Annotated in this window: 14 protein-coding genes; 3 read left to right on the forward strand and 11 right to left on the reverse strand. The window is 70.5% G+C overall.

Annotation, left to right across the window (positions count from 1 at the left end; translation table 11 throughout):
* Position 1: 1 nt before the first annotated feature.
* Together OG259_RS39475 and OG259_RS39480 are read left to right on the forward strand one after the other, a co-directional pair.
* Positions 2-1096: a hypothetical protein gene (locus OG259_RS39475; protein WP_328946651.1), complete on the forward strand. Its 1095-nt coding sequence runs from the start codon at positions 2-4 to the stop codon at positions 1094-1096.
* Positions 1097-1274: 178 nt separating this feature from the next.
* Positions 1275-2447: an alpha-hydroxy-acid oxidizing protein gene (locus tag OG259_RS39480; protein WP_328946652.1), complete on the forward strand. Its 1173-nt coding sequence runs from the start codon at positions 1275-1277 to the stop codon at positions 2445-2447.
* A gap of 182 nt (positions 2448-2629) precedes the next feature.
* Here the strand turns inward: OG259_RS39480 and OG259_RS39485 are convergent, their stop codons facing one another.
* The 4 genes from OG259_RS39485 to OG259_RS39500 form a co-directional block, all read right to left on the reverse strand.
* Positions 2630-3454, reverse strand: coding sequence for an aldo/keto reductase (locus OG259_RS39485; RefSeq protein WP_328946653.1), 825 nt, complete (start codon positions 3452-3454; stop codon positions 2630-2632).
* A 120-nt stretch (positions 3455-3574) separates the two neighbouring features.
* Positions 3575-3994 carry a GlcG/HbpS family heme-binding protein gene (locus tag OG259_RS39490; RefSeq protein WP_328946654.1) on the reverse strand — a complete coding sequence of 140 codons (420 nt, stop codon included), beginning with the start codon at positions 3992-3994 and terminating at the stop codon, positions 3575-3577.
* A gap of 44 nt (positions 3995-4038) precedes the next feature.
* Positions 4039-5235, reverse strand: coding sequence for an MFS transporter (locus OG259_RS39495; protein ID WP_328946655.1), 1197 nt, complete (start codon positions 5233-5235; stop codon positions 4039-4041).
* Between the two features lie 287 nt (positions 5236-5522).
* A complete protein-coding gene (locus OG259_RS39500; RefSeq protein ID WP_328947317.1) occupies positions 5523-6701 on the reverse strand; it encodes an MFS transporter in 1179 nt (392 codons plus the stop codon).
* 54 nt (positions 6702-6755) lie between these two features.
* Between OG259_RS39500 and OG259_RS39505 the strand changes: the two genes are divergently transcribed.
* On the forward strand, positions 6756-7499 hold the full coding sequence (locus OG259_RS39505; RefSeq protein ID WP_328946656.1) for an AraC family transcriptional regulator: 744 nt from the start codon (positions 6756-6758) through the stop codon (positions 7497-7499).
* Positions 7500-8157: 658 nt separating this feature from the next.
* On the opposite strand, the gene OG259_RS39510 is transcribed toward OG259_RS39505, so the two are convergent.
* The 7 genes from OG259_RS39510 to OG259_RS39540 form a co-directional block, all read right to left on the reverse strand.
* Positions 8158-9288: a COG1470 family protein gene (locus tag OG259_RS39510; protein ID WP_328946657.1), complete on the reverse strand. Its 1131-nt coding sequence runs from the start codon at positions 9286-9288 to the stop codon at positions 8158-8160.
* A gap of 4 nt (positions 9289-9292) precedes the next feature.
* A complete protein-coding gene (locus tag OG259_RS39515) occupies positions 9293-11050 on the reverse strand; it encodes an FG-GAP repeat domain-containing protein (protein ID WP_328946658.1) in 1758 nt (585 codons plus the stop codon).
* A gap of 159 nt (positions 11051-11209) precedes the next feature.
* Positions 11210-11494: a hypothetical protein gene (locus OG259_RS39520; protein WP_328946659.1), complete on the reverse strand. Its 285-nt coding sequence runs from the start codon at positions 11492-11494 to the stop codon at positions 11210-11212.
* A 180-nt stretch (positions 11495-11674) separates the two neighbouring features.
* The gene (locus tag OG259_RS39525) at positions 11675-13294 is read right to left on the reverse strand and encodes a hypothetical protein (RefSeq protein ID WP_328946660.1); all 1620 of its coding nucleotides are present in this window, start codon (positions 13292-13294) and stop codon (positions 11675-11677) included.
* Between the two features lie 4 nt (positions 13295-13298).
* Positions 13299-14516 carry a hypothetical protein gene (locus tag OG259_RS39530; protein ID WP_328946661.1) on the reverse strand — a complete coding sequence of 406 codons (1218 nt, stop codon included), beginning with the start codon at positions 14514-14516 and terminating at the stop codon, positions 13299-13301.
* Positions 14513-15730, reverse strand: a complete 1218-nt coding sequence (locus OG259_RS39535; RefSeq protein WP_328946662.1) for a hypothetical protein — start codon at positions 15728-15730, stop codon at positions 14513-14515. Before OG259_RS39535 ends, OG259_RS39530 begins: the two co-directional genes overlap by 4 nt.
* Before the next feature lie 195 nt (positions 15731-15925).
* Positions 15926-16126 (reverse strand): hypothetical protein, encoded by a 201-nt coding sequence (locus OG259_RS39540; protein ID WP_328946663.1) that lies wholly within the window; start codon positions 16124-16126, stop codon positions 15926-15928.
* Positions 16127-16243 lie beyond the last annotated feature (117 nt).

Here is a 16243-nt window from a genome sequence, read left to right on the forward strand (position 1 = left end):
TGTGAACGCGGGTGGGGAGCGGGGCGGTTCGTCCGTGCCGGACGACGTGTGGGAGCAGTTCCTGAGGGACTCCGTGGAGGGCGTGGCGGACGCGCCGAAGGAGCCGTCGGCGCGGGCCCGGGTCGTCACGGAGCGACTGCGCGACGAACCGGCGGGGACCGAGGGATGGCGTACGTACACGCCGCGCCCGCCCCGGCGGAAGAAGGGCTGGTACCTGGTCGGATTCCTGGCCGCCGTGGCGCTGCTGGTCGTGGCCCTGGACCCGTGGCGGATGATCGGCTCGTCCGACACGTCCGGGCCGCCGCTCGCCCAGGAGTCGGAGCGCCCGACCGAGGCGCCGCCCGTCGAGCCGGCCCGACTCCCCACCCTCGACGAGCCGTTCAAGGGCTCGCCCGCCCTGCGCTGGGCGAACGGCAGCGCCGGGATCACGGTCCCCGCCGCCCGCGCGACCGGGTGGATGAGCAGGACGCAGGTGGAGAAGGCCCTCCGGCAGACCCGCGACTTCCTCGTCTCCTCCAACCTGGACCCGGCCGTGCTGCGTGGTGAGCGCCCCACGAAGGCGATCGCCCTGATCAACCCGCACCAGCGGGACGTCAAGGACTACCTGGCCGCCGCGTTCCGCACCCCGGGCGAGGACGACGACCCGCTCCTCCTCTTCAGCCGCTTCGACCCGTCGTACGCGCGCTTGGTGGGCGACGTGGTCAAGGCCAGGGGCCGGATCACGTACCGGGAGGGCGAGCGTGGCGCCCTCCAGGTGACCACCGACGTCACCTACGTCTATCCGGTCGTACCGGCCGAGGCCGGCAGCGACGACATCGTGCGCACCATCGTGCGGCGCGAGGTGGTGTTGAACTGGGACGACCCGTCGAAGATCATCACCGAGCCGGGAACCTTCTCCCTCGTCTCGTACAAGGCCGACATGACCAACGGCGGGTGCGACACCCACAACGGCTACTTCACCCCGGAGTTCGGTACGGAAGGGTCGGCCGGCACAGCGACCGGCGGCGAGGCCGTGGACCCGTACGACCGCACCACGGAGATCGCCGAAGGGACGGGGAGCACGGACGGCGGGTGCAGGACCGCGACGCGTTCCTAGCCGCCGGCCCCGCTCCCACCTCCACCCCGCACACCCTTCCCTCCCCCTGGCACTTTTCCGGCTGTCGTTCCATGGTCACGGGGGCGCGTGGCGGGCACGATGGTCGCCACCACAGCGGGGCGAACCTCTCCCACCAGGAGGAGTGCGCCGACAGGAACCGGAAGGGACACGTCTCCCCATGCCCCAGCACTACGGCGACTACCAGCACGAGATCTACTTCGACGGGCTCTTCGGCGTCCTCCCGACACAGCCGATGACCTTCGCCGAACTGGAGACGAAGGCGAGGGCGGCGCTCCCGCCCTCGCTGTGGTCGTACGTGGCCGGGGGCGCGGGGGACGAGTACACCCAGGAGGCCAACGTCACGGCCTTCCGCAACTGGGGACTCGTGCCGCGCATGATGGTCGGCGCCGACCGGCGCGACCTGTCCGTCGACCTGTTCGGACTGAGGCTGCCGTCCCCGCTGTTCATGGCGCCGGTCGGGGTGATCGGGCTCTGCGCCCAGGACGGGCACGGGGACCTGGCGACCGCCCGCGCCGCCGCCCGTACCGGCGTGCCGATGATCGCGTCCACGCTCACCGTCGACCCGATGGAGGACGTCGCCGCCGAGTTCGGCGACACACCGGGCTTCTTCCAGCTCTACACCCCCACCGACCGTGACCTCGCCGAGAGCCTCGTGCACCGTGCCGAGACGGCCGGATTCCGGGGCATCGTCGTCACGCTCGACACCTGGATCACCGGCTGGCGGCCGCGCGACCTCGCCACCAGCAACTTCCCCCAGCTGCGCGGACACGCACTCGCCAACTACACCTCCGACCCCGTCTTCCGGGCCCGCCTCGCCAAGAGCCCCGAGGAGGATCCGCGCGCCGCGGTCCTGGAGTGGGCGGGCGTCTTCGGCAAGCCGCTCGTCTGGGACGACCTGGCCTGGCTGCGCTCCCTCACCGACCTCCCGATCGTTCTCAAGGGCATCTGCCACCCCGAGGACGTCCGCCGGGCCAGGGACGGCGGCGTGGACGGCATCTACTGCTCCAACCACGGCGGCCGCCAGGCCAACGGCGGTCTGCCCGCCCTGGACGCCCTGCCCGGCGTGGTCGCCGCGGCCGACGGACTCCCGGTGCTCTTCGACTCCGGGGTCCGCAGCGGCGCCGACGTCGTCAAGGCCCTGGCCCTCGGCGCCACGGCGGTGGGAGTCGGCCGCCCGTACGCGTACGGACTCGCCCTCGGCGGCACCGACGGCATCGTCCACGTCCTCCGCTCCCTCCTCGCCGAGGCCGACCTGATCATGGCCGTCGACGGCTACCCGACCCTCGCCGACCTCCGCGCGGACGGCGCCCTGCGCGCGGTCCGTCGGTAAGGGGCCAGGGCCGACCACGTACAAGGGCCTGCGGAGCCTCGAAGGCATCGGCGACGGCGCCGACCGCAGGCTCGCCTTCCAGGCAGCCTTCCCGGTGCAGAGGTAACGGCGGGACGGCGCACTCGGCTTCGCCGGGCCCACCGCGCGAGTGGGCGGGTGAACGGAGTCCCCGGGGGACGGGGTCAGTCGAGGGTGTCGGGGTCCGGTCCGGTGCGGAGCCCGCGGTCGAGTCCACCGAGCGCGCTCATCTCCTCGTCGGAGAGGGCGAAGTCGAAGACGTCGATGTTCTCGCGGATGCGGGAGGGGGTGACGGACTTCGGGATCACGACGTTCCCGAGCTGGAGGTGCCAGCGCAGCACCACCTGGGCGGGGGACTTCCCGTGCCGGGCGGCGATGGCCACGATCGCCGGGTCGGCGAGGACGGCGCCCTGGGCCAGCGGGCTCCACGCCTCGGTGGCTATGCCGTGGGCGGTGTGCAGATGGCGGAGTTCCCGCTGCTGGAACGCCGGGTGGAGTTCGATCTGGTTGACGGCCGGCACGAGGTCGCTGCTGTCGAGCAGCCGCTTCAGGTGCGCGGGGCGGAAGTTGGAGACACCGGCGGCACGGACCCGCCCGTCGGCGACCAGGGACTCGATGGCCCGCCAGGTGTCGACGTACAGGTCACGGGCCGGAGCGGGCCAGTGGATCAGGTACAGGTCGACGTGGTCGAGGCCCAGCTTGCCGAGGCTGTCGTCGAAGGCCCGCAGGGCGGAGTCGTACCCCTGGTCGGCGTTCCAGAGCTTGGTGGTGACGAACAGTTCGTCGCGGGCGATGCCGGAGTCGGCGACCGCCCGTCCGACGCCGGCTTCGTTGCCGTAGATCGCGGCGGTATCCAGGGAGCGGTAGCCGGCCTGGAGAGCGTGACCGACGGCGGCGGTGGTCTCGTCGTCGGGGACCTGGAAGACACCGAAGCCGAGCTGCGGGATCTCCACGTCGTTGTTGAGCGTGACGGTGGGGAGGTGAGACATGGGTGTACTGCTTTCTCACTGGTACGGGGCTGCGGCCCTGGTTCTTGTCTCTTGGTTCCTGTCCGGCTCAGAGACCGGGCTCGGGGTTCGCTCAGAGCTCGCGGCTCGTCGCTGAGTCGCTCAGGTGAGCGCGGCGGTGGCCGTGACCGCGAACGCGTGGTCCTGCTCCGGCGCGCCGCCGCCGACGCCGACTGCGCCGATGAGGGCGCCGTCGCGGTGGACGGGGACGCCGCCGGCGATGAACAGCAGGGGGCGGTCCAAGGCGGTGGTGAGGGAGTGGAAGGGGCCGTCGGGCTTGACCAGGTCGACGAGGTCGGCGGTGGGGGCGTTCAGCTGCAGGGCGGTGTAGGCCTTGCGGGTGCTGGTCTCCCCGGAGATGAGGACGGCGCGGTCGTCGCGGTGGAAGGCGAGGAGGTGGCCGCCCGCGTCGAGGACGGTGACGCTGACGGTGACCCCCGCGGCCTCGGCGGCGCGGCGGGCCGCGGTGAGCAGGATCTCGGCGTCCTGGGTGGTCAGCGGGGTGACGGCGGTGGCGTTCATGGAGCTTCTCCTTGAGGTGATGAGTAACGGCGGGGGAGGGGAGGTCAGTGGTGCACGGGGACACGGGTGTCGGCGGCGCCGACGGCTTCGGCTGCGGGGGCCCGGCGCTCCAGCGCGGCGGACCAGACGGCGAGGCCGAGAGCGGCGGCGGCGAGGACGGCGCCGACCCAGTTCGGTGCGGTGTAGCCGAGGCCGGCGGCGATGACGAGGCCGCCGAGCCAGGCGGCGAGGGCGTTGCCGAGGTTGAAGGCGCCGATGTTGACGGCGGAGGCGAGGGTCGGCGCGCCGTGAGCCTGGTCGAGGACGCGCTTCTGCAGCGGCGGGACGGTGGCGAAGCCGAGCGCTCCGACGAGGAAGATGGCGATCGCGGCGAGGATCTTGTCGTGGGCGGCCACGGTGAACAGGGCGAGGACGATCGCGAGCCCGCTCAGGGCGGAGTACAGCAGGGGCATCAGCGCGCGGTCGGCGAACCGGCCGCCGAGCAGGTTGCCGAGGAACATTCCGACGCCGAAGAGGACGAGCAGCCAGGTGACGGCGCCGTCGGAGTAGCCGGCGACCTCGGTCATCATCGGCGCGATGTAGGTGATCGCGGCGAAGACACCGCCGAAGCCCAGCACGGTCATCGCCATGGCGAGCAGTACCTGGGGGTTGCGGAACGCCTTCAGCTCCCGGCGCAGGTGGGTGCCCTCCGGGCGGGGCATGGCGGGGACGAGCTTGGCGATGCCGAACAGGCCGATCACCCCGAGCGCGGCGACGATCGCGAAGGTGGTGCGCCAGCCGACCGCCTGCCCGATGAAGGTGCCGAGCGGCACGCCGACAATGTTGGCGACGGTGAGGCCGGTGAACATGGTGGCGATGGCGCCGGCCTTCTTGTTCGGGGCGACGAGGCCGGCGGCGACGACGGACCCGATGCCGAAGAACGATCCGTGCGCGAGCGAGGCGATCACCCGGCCGGTCAGCATGATCCCGAAGCTCGGGGCGATGGCGGAGAGCAGGTTGCCGACCACGAACAGGCCCATGAGCAGCATGAGCATCCGCTTGCGGCTCACCTTGTTGCCGAGGACGGTCAGCAGCGGCGCGCCGACGACGACGCCGAGCGCGTAGCCGGTGACGAGCAGGCCGGCGGTGGGGATGGACACGCCGTAATCGCCGGCGACCTCGGGCAGCAGCCCCATGACGACGAACTCGGTCGTGCCGATCCCGAAGGCCCCGACTGCCAGGGCGAGGAGTGCGAGCGGCATGGCTCACCCCTTCTGTGATTGCTTGAGCAAGCTCTTTACGTGCCTCCACAATAGTTGCATGCGCGCTATAAGTGCAATCGCAGGTAGTCCGTGTGCTCGGGATGGCGGTGATTGCATACACAGCGGGCGGTGCCGACGCTCCGGCGTCTCGGCGTGTGGTGGAGAAGTCCGGGCCCCGGTGCGATGCCGGGGCCGGTCGGCACGGCTGGCGCAGGGAAGGTGAGGCGCATTGCCAGCATGGGCTTCAGGGCCTGGCTGTCGTGGGTGTCGGCGCGGTCTGTGCAGGGCTACGCGCCTTGCCGTGCGGGTGCGGCGGCGGCCTGGGACTTCGGTGCGGCGGGTTCGGGCAGCGCACGGAACAGCAGCCAGCTCACGGCGGGCATGGCGATCAGGGGTGTGAGGGCCGTCCGCAGGGAGGTGGAGTCGGCCAGGTGCCCCAGCAGGGGGCTGATGAGGCCGCCGATGCTCACGGTGAGGCCGAGGGTGACGCCGCTGGCGGTGCCGATGCGGGAGGGCAGGTAGTCCTGGCCGAGGGTGACCTGGAGGGAGAAGGGGACGTACAGGCCGGCCGAGGTGAGGGCCACGAAGAGGAACATGGCCGGGCCGGGCGCGTAGATCACTCCGGCGACGGCGACGATCGAGAGCAGGTAGGACCAGCGGGAGACACGGACGCGGTCGTAGCGGTTGGCCAGGGACCCGCCCAGGACCGAGCCGACCGCGCCGCCCAGGAACAGCAGGAACAGGGCGACGGTTCCCGCGGTGGTGCTGCCCTGCATGCGCTGTTGGGCGTAGAGAGAGATGAAGGTGCTCAGGCCGGTGAAGACGACGGAGCGGAAGACGACCGCCAGGGACAGCTTCACGAACGAGGCCACATCGTCGGCGTCCTGGGGTGCCGACGCCTTGGACGTGTCGGCATCAGGCCGGGCGAGCATCCGGAGCACGGGCACGCACAGGGCGGCGCCGACGAGCGCGGGCAGGACCAGGACCGGTGTCCAGCGCAGCGAGCCGTGCCCGATCGCGGCCGCCACCATGATCGGGGCGAGCGCGAAGCCGATGTTGCCGCCGAGGGAGAACCAGCCCATCGCACTGTGGCTGCCCCGGCTGGCCAACCGGGCCACGCGGGCGGACTCCGGGTGGTAGGCGGCCACGCCGATCCCGGAAACGGCGACGAAGAACAGGGTGAGTCCGTAGGAGCCGTTCAGGCCGCTCAGCGCGATGCCCACACCGCTCAGCACGGTGCTTACCGGCAGCAGCCACGGCATCGCCCACCGGTCGGTGAGCGCGCCGAACACCGGCTGCGCCACCGACGACAGCAGGGACGCGGCCAGCACGATGCCGGAGGCCACCGCGTAGGTGTAGTCCCGTTCGGCCACGAAGAACGGGATCAGCGCCGCGACGGCGCCCTGGTAGATGTCGACGCAGGCGTGCCCCACGGCCAGCAGGGAGATCGATGTATTTCTTCGCACCCGGCCATGCTGGGTGAAGCGACCGCTGTCGCGCTTTCGATAGATTGCCAAGCGATGCAGAAAATCCGCCACACCCCTGTCGCGCCGACCCGGACCCAGCGTCTCGCGTCCGGCGGCGAGATCGACGCGCACCGCCATGACGACCACCAGATCGCCTACGCCAGCCAGGGCACCATCGCGGTGACCACCGACGCCGGCTCCTGGGTCGCCCCCGCCACCCGCGCGATCTGGATCCCCGCCGGCACCGTCCACCAGCACCAGGCCCACGGCGAACTCGACCTCCACCTCGTCGGCCTGCCCGCCACGGAGAACCCCCTCGGCCTCGACGGACCGGCCGTCCTCGCCGTCAGCCCCCTCCTGCGCGAACTCGTCGTCGCCTACACCCGCGACCCCGAGAAGGACGACGCAGCCCACCACCGCCTGCGCGCCGTCATGCTCGACCAGCTCAAGGCCTCCCCCGAGCAGCCGCTGCACCTGCCAGCCCCCACCAGCCCCCTGCTCCGGAACCTGCACGACATCCTGCGCGCCGACCCGGGCGACAACCGCTCCCTCGACGACCTCGGACGCCAGATCGGTGCCAGCGCCCGCACCCTCTCCCGCCGCCTGCGCGACGACCTCGGTCTGACCTACCCCCAATGGCGCACGCAGATCAGGCTCCACCACGCCCTGATCCTCCTGGCCGACGACACCCCCGTCACCACCGTCGCCCACCGATGCGGCTGGTCATCCGCCAGCACCTTCATCGACGTCTTCCGCCGCACCTTCGGCCACACCCCCGGCACCCGCCCCACCACCTGACGCCGGACCCGGCAAGCGCACGAACAGCCCAAGTCATCTGTCGGACAGGACCAAGTCGACTGACCGGGCTGCCTGCGCCAGCAGGGAGATCGGCCGCGACCGCTGCCGGGTCCGCCGGACGGCGATGTGGGCGACGCCGTCCAAGCTCGGGTGGCTGCCGACACGTACCGCTCGATCCGCGTTCCGCCGGAGGTCGAGATCGTCGATGTCGTTGCCGAATGCCACGGAGGTGCGGATGCCCATCGAGGCGAGGGCTTCCCCCGCTTCGCCGTCGAAGCCGGAGCGAGGTCGACGATCGCTTAGGCGTAGTTCCACGGTCCGTCGGCGAGGTAGGTCGCGTCGTACCGTCCGATCGCGTCCATCAGTCCGCCGAGCACGGCGGGGCCGAACGCAGCCCGAGCCCGCACCTGGCGGTCGGGCGCGACGAGTCGTACGGCTCGCGGGCGCCGCGCATCTCGCCCTGCTCTGAGCCCGGGCCCTGGGGGCGCTGCGCGCAGGAGGCTCCGGCGATGCCGTCCTCGCTCCGTCCGGAGCGGAGGCGATTGAGGGTGGCATCGGCGTTCCGGCAGGACCTGACGAGCTGTCTGCTCAACCCCAAGGTGGACATCTTCTTCGTTGCGGTCGTCACGGCCGGCCACGCCACAGTCCGTTGCCCCGGTTACGGGTGTTCGGCGCCGCCTGCCCGCGCTTCATGAGGGTCGTCGGCAGGTGGGTTCCCCGCCCGCAGTTCGCGCCGCAGTGCGCGCAGCGCGGTACGTTCCTCTGCGCGACGACGCAGCCAGGCACGCCGTCGCTTGCGCGTGATGACGAGGAGCAGGCCCAGAACAAGGAAAGCGCCGACGATGAGGGTGGCGATGAGCCAGGGGAAGTAGGACAGCCGGACCGTGTTGCTGTCCACGGTCTTCGCCGCGCCGCCGGGAACCGTGGCGGTCACCGAGGCCGTGACCGTGCGGCGGCCGAGAGCGGGGAGGTCGGACAGGCGGCCGGTGATGGTGGCGCTGCCGCCGGGGGTCACGTAGATCCCCGTGGGGGTGAGTGGGACGGTACGCGCGGAGCTGCCGCCGGTGATGTCGAGCGTTCCGGCGAAGGTGTAGAGGACGTTGCCCGTGTTGCGTACGGTCACGGTGAACTCCTCGCCTCCGTCCGCAGACCGGTGTTCCAGTTCCGTGAGGGAGACCTGGAGGTCGGCGGTGCCGGGGACGGTGAGTTCGACGAGCCGGGCGATACGGGTCTCGGTGTTCACCCCGCCACTGAGCGCGGGGGTGCGCAGCGCGGTGACCAGGCTGCCGAGATAGCTGCCCGGCGGGGTGCCGACGGGGACCGCGAGGGAGAAGCGGACGGTGGCGCGGCTCTTCGGCCGCACGGTGACGGTGGCCTCGGAGTCCAGCTTCAGCCAGGCCCCGACCGCGGCCATCTTCTGGCCTTCTTGCGCGGGCGCGAGGCCGCCGCCGGCCGCGTTGGTGACGTCGGCGCCGTAGACGTGGAAGGTCCGGGCCTCGTCGCTCTCGTTGTAGATGACCGCGGAATCCTCGATCCGGGCGCCTGCCTTCAGCGCGTACCCGAAGTGCCCGCCGGTCAGCGTCGTCAGACCGTAGAGCCCGGCCTGCACGCCGAACGGCGCCTTCGCAGCGGATTCCGGCGGAGTGGGCGAAGGTACGGGGGCCGGCGCTGCCTGCGCGCCCGGCGCCAGAGCGAGCACGAGGCCCGCGAGGAGGGGGCTCCACAGGGCGGGGAACCGTGCCGGGCGGGTGGCGGTGGCGCCGCTCTGGGCGCGCAGACAGCTGTTCACGGGATCAGCCGGTGATCGTGTACTGGAGGGTGCCGCTGTACGAGCCGGGGACCGTCTCCGCGGGGATGTTCCACTGCGCCGTCGACCCGTCGTGGGTGAAGACACCGCGGGTGCCGCCGTCGCCGGTAGCCATCGTCACGGCCGGGGAGAGGCTGGTGCCCGGCTGCGGGTCGGCGCCCTTGGGGAAGTGGCCGCCAGGGCCGGGCTTGGCGATGCCGGTCCACTGACCGCCAGTGCCGTTGAGGGATCGGCCGGTCGTGACCAGCAGATTGTCCCACCCGATGGTGTCCTTGCCGCTGACCAGATCGGTGGTGGCAACGGTCACCGACCAGGGGGCGGTGGTGGAGAGGGTGTCGGTGTACTTGAACGTGCCGAGGCCGGCCGGGGTGCTGACGGTGCCGGGCGTCAGCGTGCCGAAGTCGACGGCCGGCAGGTTCACCTCCATCGACAGGACACCGGGCGCCTTGGCGACCTGCACCGACATCGACTGGGCCGTGCCCTTCGGCTTCGAGGTGTTCAGCAGCACCTGCGCCGCGACACCCGCAGTGGTGGAAGCGGCCGCCAGGTCGGGCCTGCCGTCGGCGTTCAGGTCTCCGACGGCGTACGCGCTGTTCACGCCGCTCGCCGTGACGTACAGCGGACTTGCGTTGCGGAAGGCGCCCGTGCCGTCGCCGAGGAGGACGGTGGGCTGGTCGTCGGGGCCGTTGTCGGTGACCAGGTCCGGCTTGCCGTCCGTGTCGACATCGGCGATGGCCACGCCCGCGAGAGCCCTGCCGCCGACCGGGTGGGTGACCGGGGCGCCGAAGGCTCCGGCGCCGTCGCCGAGGAAGACGGTGATCGTTCGGTCCATGTGCGCGACGGCCACGTCCGGCTTGCCGTCGCCGCTCACGTCGCCCAGGGCGATGGCCCCGCCGAGGGAGACGCCGTCGGCGAAGCGGGTGGCCGGGCCGAGGCGGCCCTTGCCGTCGCCGAGGAGGACGGAGATGTCGGAGGTGCCGTTGTTCACGGTGACCACGTCGAGCTTGCCGTCGCCGTTCACGTCCCCGGCCTTCAGGCCGGAGGGGCGCAGTTGCCTGGCGGAGTAGCTGGTGGGCCGGCCGCCGCCGACGTAGTAGTTGCTCGCGGTGCCCAGGGCGCCGGTGCCGTCGTTGGTCCACACCGAGACGTTGTCGCCGTTGGAGTTGGAGGTCACCACGTCGGGCTTGGTGTCACCGTTCATGTCGGCGACCGTGATGTCTACGGGGAACATGGCATTTGTCGACTCGTTGACCAGCGTCGGCGCGAAGTAGGAGGTGGCCGGGGCGAATCCGCCCTTGCCGTCACCGAGCAGCTCGACGACGCTGCCCATGCTCTCCATGCCGTGCTGCGTGGGCCGCTGGGTCAGGGCCGCGGCGACGACCGCGTCCAGCCGGCCGTCACCGTTGAGGTCCGCCAGGGCGACAGCCGTCGGAAAGGCGCCGGTGTCGAGCCCGAAGGAGACCCCGGGGCCGAAGCCGCCCTTGCCGTCGCCGAGCGCGGCCACCAGGGTGTTCGATCCCTTGACCGGGGTGACGAGGTCGGCCTTGCCGTCGCCGTTCAGGTCGCCCAGCGCCGGGGCGGTGCCCTTCCCGGAGCCCGCGGGCAGCGGGACAGCGGTCGCCCCGCCGAAGGAGACGCCGGGATCCGGTGCGGCCTGGGCGGTCGGCGCCAGACACAGCCCGGCTACGAGCGCGGCTGCGGAGCCGAGTATCAGCCCGGCTCTGCGTGGTGTGGAAGTCTTCAACGTACCTGCCCCTTGAGCATGTTGAGGCACGCCGACGGGAGGAGTCGACCTGCGGTGGTGTGAGGGGAGTCGGATGCAGTCAACACCGCCGCGGAGGGAAATTTCAGTGGTTGTCCCACCAGTCCCGGGGGCCGCTCCGCAGGCGTGACCTGGTGATTCCTACGACCGACTGGCCGACCGGCCGACCGCGGATGGGGACTGGGCCTTGGCGTACTCGTCCAGGTCGTCGATCACGAACAGGCGGCTGGACCACTCACCGGGCCGGACCGCGAAGACCCGCCAACTGCCGTCGGTCTTCAGTACCTTGCCCGTGGGCGTGAGCGGCAGGGCCGGCCTTCGTCGAGACATCGCGGTTTTCTGGTATGGAGCGACGCGCTCGGCGACGTACGCCAGGAATTCCTCGGTGAGCCCCGCGGTCTCCTCGAAGCCGTCGGGAATGTTCACCTGTGGTCTGCCTCAAGGCGCCGACCACGGCCGCCTGCGCGACCGCCGGGTGGAGCACACCTTCTTCTAGCGGCTGCGGACCGACGTTGTACCCCTTGTAGATGATCATGCCCTTTGCGCCGGCCGACCTGGTAGTAGAGGTGGTCGTCCTCGTCGGGGCGGCCCATGTCGGGTCGCCCTTCATGCCTCTGTGGCGTGGGCTGTCGTCCGTTTGACGGTGGCGGTCCATTGGGCCGCGTCGGCCTTGCCGCCCGGCTCCCGCAAGGCGGCCACTGCCTCGCGGACGTCGACCGCGAGGCGGGCCGCGAACTCGGCGACGATTCTGACTGCGTAACCCTGGGTGCGCTCCACGGAACCGACGCGTTCGACGGCGCCGACACGCACGCGCAGCCCGTGGCCGGCCTCCGCCAGTGCCAGACTCGCTTGCTCGAAGGCCTTCTGATCGTGTTCTTGCCGGGAGGCTGAACCGGCGCGGCGGCCACTGGCTCCGGCCCTTGCCAGCCTTGCGGCCAGGACAGTGGCGGGTCGCTCGGCGTGCCGCATTGCCTCCCTGAGCGGGGTGTCGAGCCGCACCACATCGGATGCGGTCCGGGCTAGCGAGAGGCAGGACGCCAGTCGCAGACACTCTTCCAACGACCGGTGGAGCTCGGCGATGATGAGCCGGGCGGAAGCGGGCATCGCGTTCAGAGACTCGAGCAGTCCCTGGATGGAGGTGGCGATCGGGCCGACCTGCTCCGCTGGACCGCCCGCCCCAAGCGCCACGGCGTGGGAGGGCTTCCTACCAAGGATCGGTGCGCCTCTCGGCGTATCCGGGGACTCGCCCCAGAAAGTGGTGAGGACCGTGTCGGGCCGGGCGCAGACCGCGTACGGCAGCACTGCACGCCGCACAGCATCCTCCGGCCCGGGGATCAGGTCGAGGCCGTCGTTGAGAAGCTGCAGCCCCCGGGTGACCACAGGAAGCCCGCACGCGAGCGCGGACTCCAGCCGCTCGGCGATCTTCCCCTCGTGATTCCCGCGACGCCGGAGCAGCGCGTGCGCCGCGATGACCTGTGCGTCGGCGGACCAGTCGTAGCCATCGGCGAGCTGGGCGGCCCAGCCCTCGAGCTGATGGTCGTCCGCGTCCAGCAGGTAGTAACCAAGCGCGAGATCCAGCAGGATGCGGGACGACGACTCGATCGAGTCCCGGATACCGAGCGCCTCGGCCGCCACGACCCGGGCCGCCGGCAAGTCGGCCCGACGCAGGCAGCCAAGCAGCGTCGCGGCCAGCCCCGGCTCGGGCTCGACGCGGTCTCCGACGACCCAGAGCGGCGTCTCGGCCGGCTGCAGGACGAAGCAGGCCGGGCCTCCCGACGGGCTGACGTGGAGCAGGTTGGTGGCCTTGAGCAGCCCACTGGTCAAGACGGTGCCGGCGGCCTGGCTGTCCAGCGTGAGCCATTGGTTCGATACGAAACGGCGAGCAGGGACGTCCCAGGTCCACCCGGCCGCCCATGGGGCATCGGGGAATCGCGTCGCAGGCACCGCCGGGCCGTCCGACCGCGCGTTCAGCAGCAGCGGCACCCAGATCTCCCGCCCGTCCACCGCGGCGTAGCCGGAGAGCCGCTCCCCGCTGGTAAGCCTGCCCTGGACGCTGTAGCCGAGCGTGGCCGGCATCGGCACACGTACCGGTACCCCGCTCATCACCACGGCGGTCGTCCGCGTCTCGGGCCCGTCGGCAATCACCTCTACCGTGCCGACCACCGTGCCGGCGGCAATGTCCGGCAGCTCGAGTCGCAGTTCCGCACCCATCGCTTCGGTGGTCACCTGTTCAACTCACCGGCCCTTCGTTTGCGGGAATAAGGCGATCGATCTCGAGCTTGTCTTCGTAATTCGGCGGGATAATGCTCATTCCAGGTAGAGTCAGCGGCTCACGCTCTCCATCACTGAATCGTACTGTGAGGTCGTACGAGGAGGCTTTCGTCTCCGAGTCCCACTTGTCGGACTGCCCCGGCTCGCGGGGGTGTGTCGCGTCCGTCAAGCGGCAGTGCAGTTCCCAGTCTGCACTGGCCAGGGGCGATGCGGGAGGGCAGTCGAGCCGGAAGGGCACGATGGGAGCGTCCGGGAGGCGCCGTAGAACCGTGGCGCGCGAGCTGTCCGGTATTTCGACGGAGAGATCGTCCCCGGCGGAGAGGGCGGGCCAGTACCAGCGAAGCACCTCGCGGAAGCTACCGGGCAGTTTGGTGTTTCGGATTTCCCATGGACGGCCCCGACCCTCCTCGGTGGCCCCGAGCCCGTTAAGGGTTCTCACCAGGGCAGCAGCGAATGGGGTGACCTCATAGGGCTCCACATGGCTCGCAAAACCAGGAGGTGTCGGTGTGAAGACCGGGTTGTGCACTCGAGTGTCCGGGCTCTCCAGAGACAGCCTGGACCTTTTCGGGTTGTCGGCGATCAGATCGGGCCCGTAGATATCCCAGTCGCCAAGATCGGCGGGCTGATCCGAGCAGGTGTCGAGGAAGAAGCACTGAGTCAGCGCCCTGCAGGCCCGCATCGACCTCCGTGTCTTCGTGAAGTCGATCAGACGGTCCTTCCAGTGGTCGAGATCCTCAGCGAGATCCTCGACCAGCAGGTACTTCTGTGCGCTGCCGCCCCAGCCGTGTCCACAGAAGTACAGCAGAGCGATGTTGTCCTTGTCTCGGTCACAATTGGCCACCCAACGCTTCCAGGCGGAGCGGACATTGTCGTAGACGGCGCGCTCCGGCTGCGGCAGCGCTGGGTCCGTCGGCCAGGGCATCGCACGTTCGGGCGACAGAAGGACGTCCACCGTGCCGAGCTTCACGTCGCTCTTGGACCAGTCGGCCCCGATCAGCCAGCGCGCCACATGCATCGCGGAGAGCGGCGCACAGGTCAACTCCTTCAGGGAGCGGAGCAGAGACTTCGGCGGTGCCCCCCAGGGCACCGTCCTGCCGCAGTACGGATACACCCCGACCCCGACCACCAGGGCATGAACCCGGGAGCCGGGGCCGTCGTCGAACCTGTACACGGTCATGTCACTGCCGCCTGAACGCGCTTCGCCAGCCGGGAGTAGAAGTTCGGCTGCTTGAAGTAGGCAGCGTGCGCCCAGAGCGCTCCGGATTCGTACATGTAGTCCTCAGCTCCCTCGAAGACCGGTTTCACGGAGTAGCAGAGGATGTCGCTGCGGTCGACCACGTTGATCCAGGTCCGGATGTTGGCCCGCGCGGGAACTTTCCGACGGTCGGGAGCGGGCAGGTCGGTCGGCACTCCGTGGAAGGCTGAGCACTCGGCGAAAAGACCGACCTGCGAGCCCACCGTCACCAGCACGTCGATCACCAGCTTCGGATCGAAGTGGCTCGCGATGTCGTAGACGATGTCACCGCCCATGCTGTGCGCCACCACAACCAGCGGCTCCCCGTCCGGGGCACCGTCGACCGCCGTCCGAAGGTCGTCGAGCACGATCTCGACGATCCTGCCGGGGTTCTCGGGGGTGCCCCGCATGGCGAGATACTTGAAGACGTCCCCCAGGAACTCCTGCATCCGGTCGTCGGTCAGCCGTCGCAGCCCGCCGGCGGACAGCCGGGTCGGGGTCCCGACCAGGGCGATCTGTAGCTGCCGGGCAGTGCCCTCGAACCACTTGCCGGCCCGGCTGAGCGCTCCACCGCCGCCGAGCGTCTCCCCGCTGGGTCCCGGCTCTCGGCCGGCACCTACGAAGGCCTCGACCAGGCTGGAGTCATCACCCACGTCGTCCCAGAAGCGTTGAGCCGGGTCAAACTGGCGGTAGCGCTCGCAGTAGGCTGCCAGCGGGACGGCCAGCGTGGCCAATTCCTCCAGCTCGTCGTCAGAGCAGGAGTCGACGTCGAGAGCGCTGTACAAGAGGTCCACGGCGTCCGCAAGACTGTCACGTGCGGTGTCCAGGATGACGTCGTTCGTGCGACCGCTCTGCGGCGGCTCGGCAGCGGCCAGCAGCTGAACCAAGTGGGCGTCGTCCACCCCGCCCAGTGATTCGGTGAGGCCCGGACGGCAGGCATGCCCCCACCGCGGCAGAGCACCCTCCTTGCCCCACCACGGGAGGAGCACGGCGTCCTCACGGGGGACGGTATTGATCACGGGCAACAGAAACTTGCTGAACATCTTGAGCCGGAACCGTAGAGCGTTCCTGGCCTTCTCCTCGTCGTGGTTGCCCACCCCATGCACGAAGACCACCGGCATAGGAACCACCACCCCGATACTGCCCTGCCCCTCCATCCATCGTCCCCCTTCCGGCTCACTCATGCATGGCGGGCGGGACAGATTCATCCGGCGGCCGCTTGACAGCAGCCTGCTCGTCGAGACCGTGTGTTGACGACTGGAATCTCATCGAGCCGCAGGTTGCGGGGGACGGTCCGGTGGTCCCCAATGGTGCGGCCCCGCCAGTCCCGCGCGTCAGTTGCCGTGGCCCGGTCAGCAGTCCTCGCCGAGGACCACGTGGTTCTCGGTGAGCGGGTGGTCGGGGCTCCAGCCGGTTTCCGCGCCGCGCGGGTCCCCGGTCAGGAAGTCCGGCCATTCCAGCGTGAGGTCCGCCGTGGTCGACGTGCCGTACCCCCTGCGGCAGCGGGGGCGGTGACGACTCGTGTGGTGTGGCCGATGTGCGGTACACGCCATGGGAATTCGCCGCGCCTCGAAAGTCCCGAGCAGGCAGCATGGGTGCGACCGGGAGCGCCAAGGCCGGTGATCACCCACCCTTGACAGTTCTCAGGGCGCGACACAGCATACGAACGC

The organism is Streptomyces sp. NBC_00250 (assembly GCF_036192275.1).
Taxonomy (GTDB): Bacteria; Actinomycetota; Actinomycetes; order Streptomycetales; family Streptomycetaceae; genus Streptomyces.

Coding starts and splice junctions, on each gene's coding strand:
- OG259_RS39495 (WP_328946655.1), bottom strand. CDS start 5,235: ATGCCGCTCGCACTCCTCGCCCTGGCAGTCGGGGCCTTCGGGATCGGC.
- OG259_RS39485 (WP_328946653.1), bottom strand. CDS start 3,454: ATGTCTCACCTCCCCACCGTCACGCTCAACAACGACGTGGAGATCCCG.
- OG259_RS39490 (WP_328946654.1), bottom strand. CDS start 3,994: ATGAACGCCACCGCCGTCACCCCGCTGACCACCCAGGACGCCGAGATC.
- OG259_RS39530 (WP_328946661.1), bottom strand. CDS start 14,516: ATGACCGTGTACAGGTTCGACGACGGCCCCGGCTCCCGGGTTCATGCC.
- OG259_RS39535 (WP_328946662.1), bottom strand. CDS start 15,730: ATGGAGGGGCAGGGCAGTATCGGGGTGGTGGTTCCTATGCCGGTGGTC.
- OG259_RS39540 (WP_328946663.1), bottom strand. CDS start 16,126: ATGGCGTGTACCGCACATCGGCCACACCACACGAGTCGTCACCGCCCC.
- OG259_RS39505 (WP_328946656.1), top strand. CDS start 6,756: ATGCAGAAAATCCGCCACACCCCTGTCGCGCCGACCCGGACCCAGCGT.
- OG259_RS39480 (WP_328946652.1), top strand. CDS start 1,275: ATGCCCCAGCACTACGGCGACTACCAGCACGAGATCTACTTCGACGGG.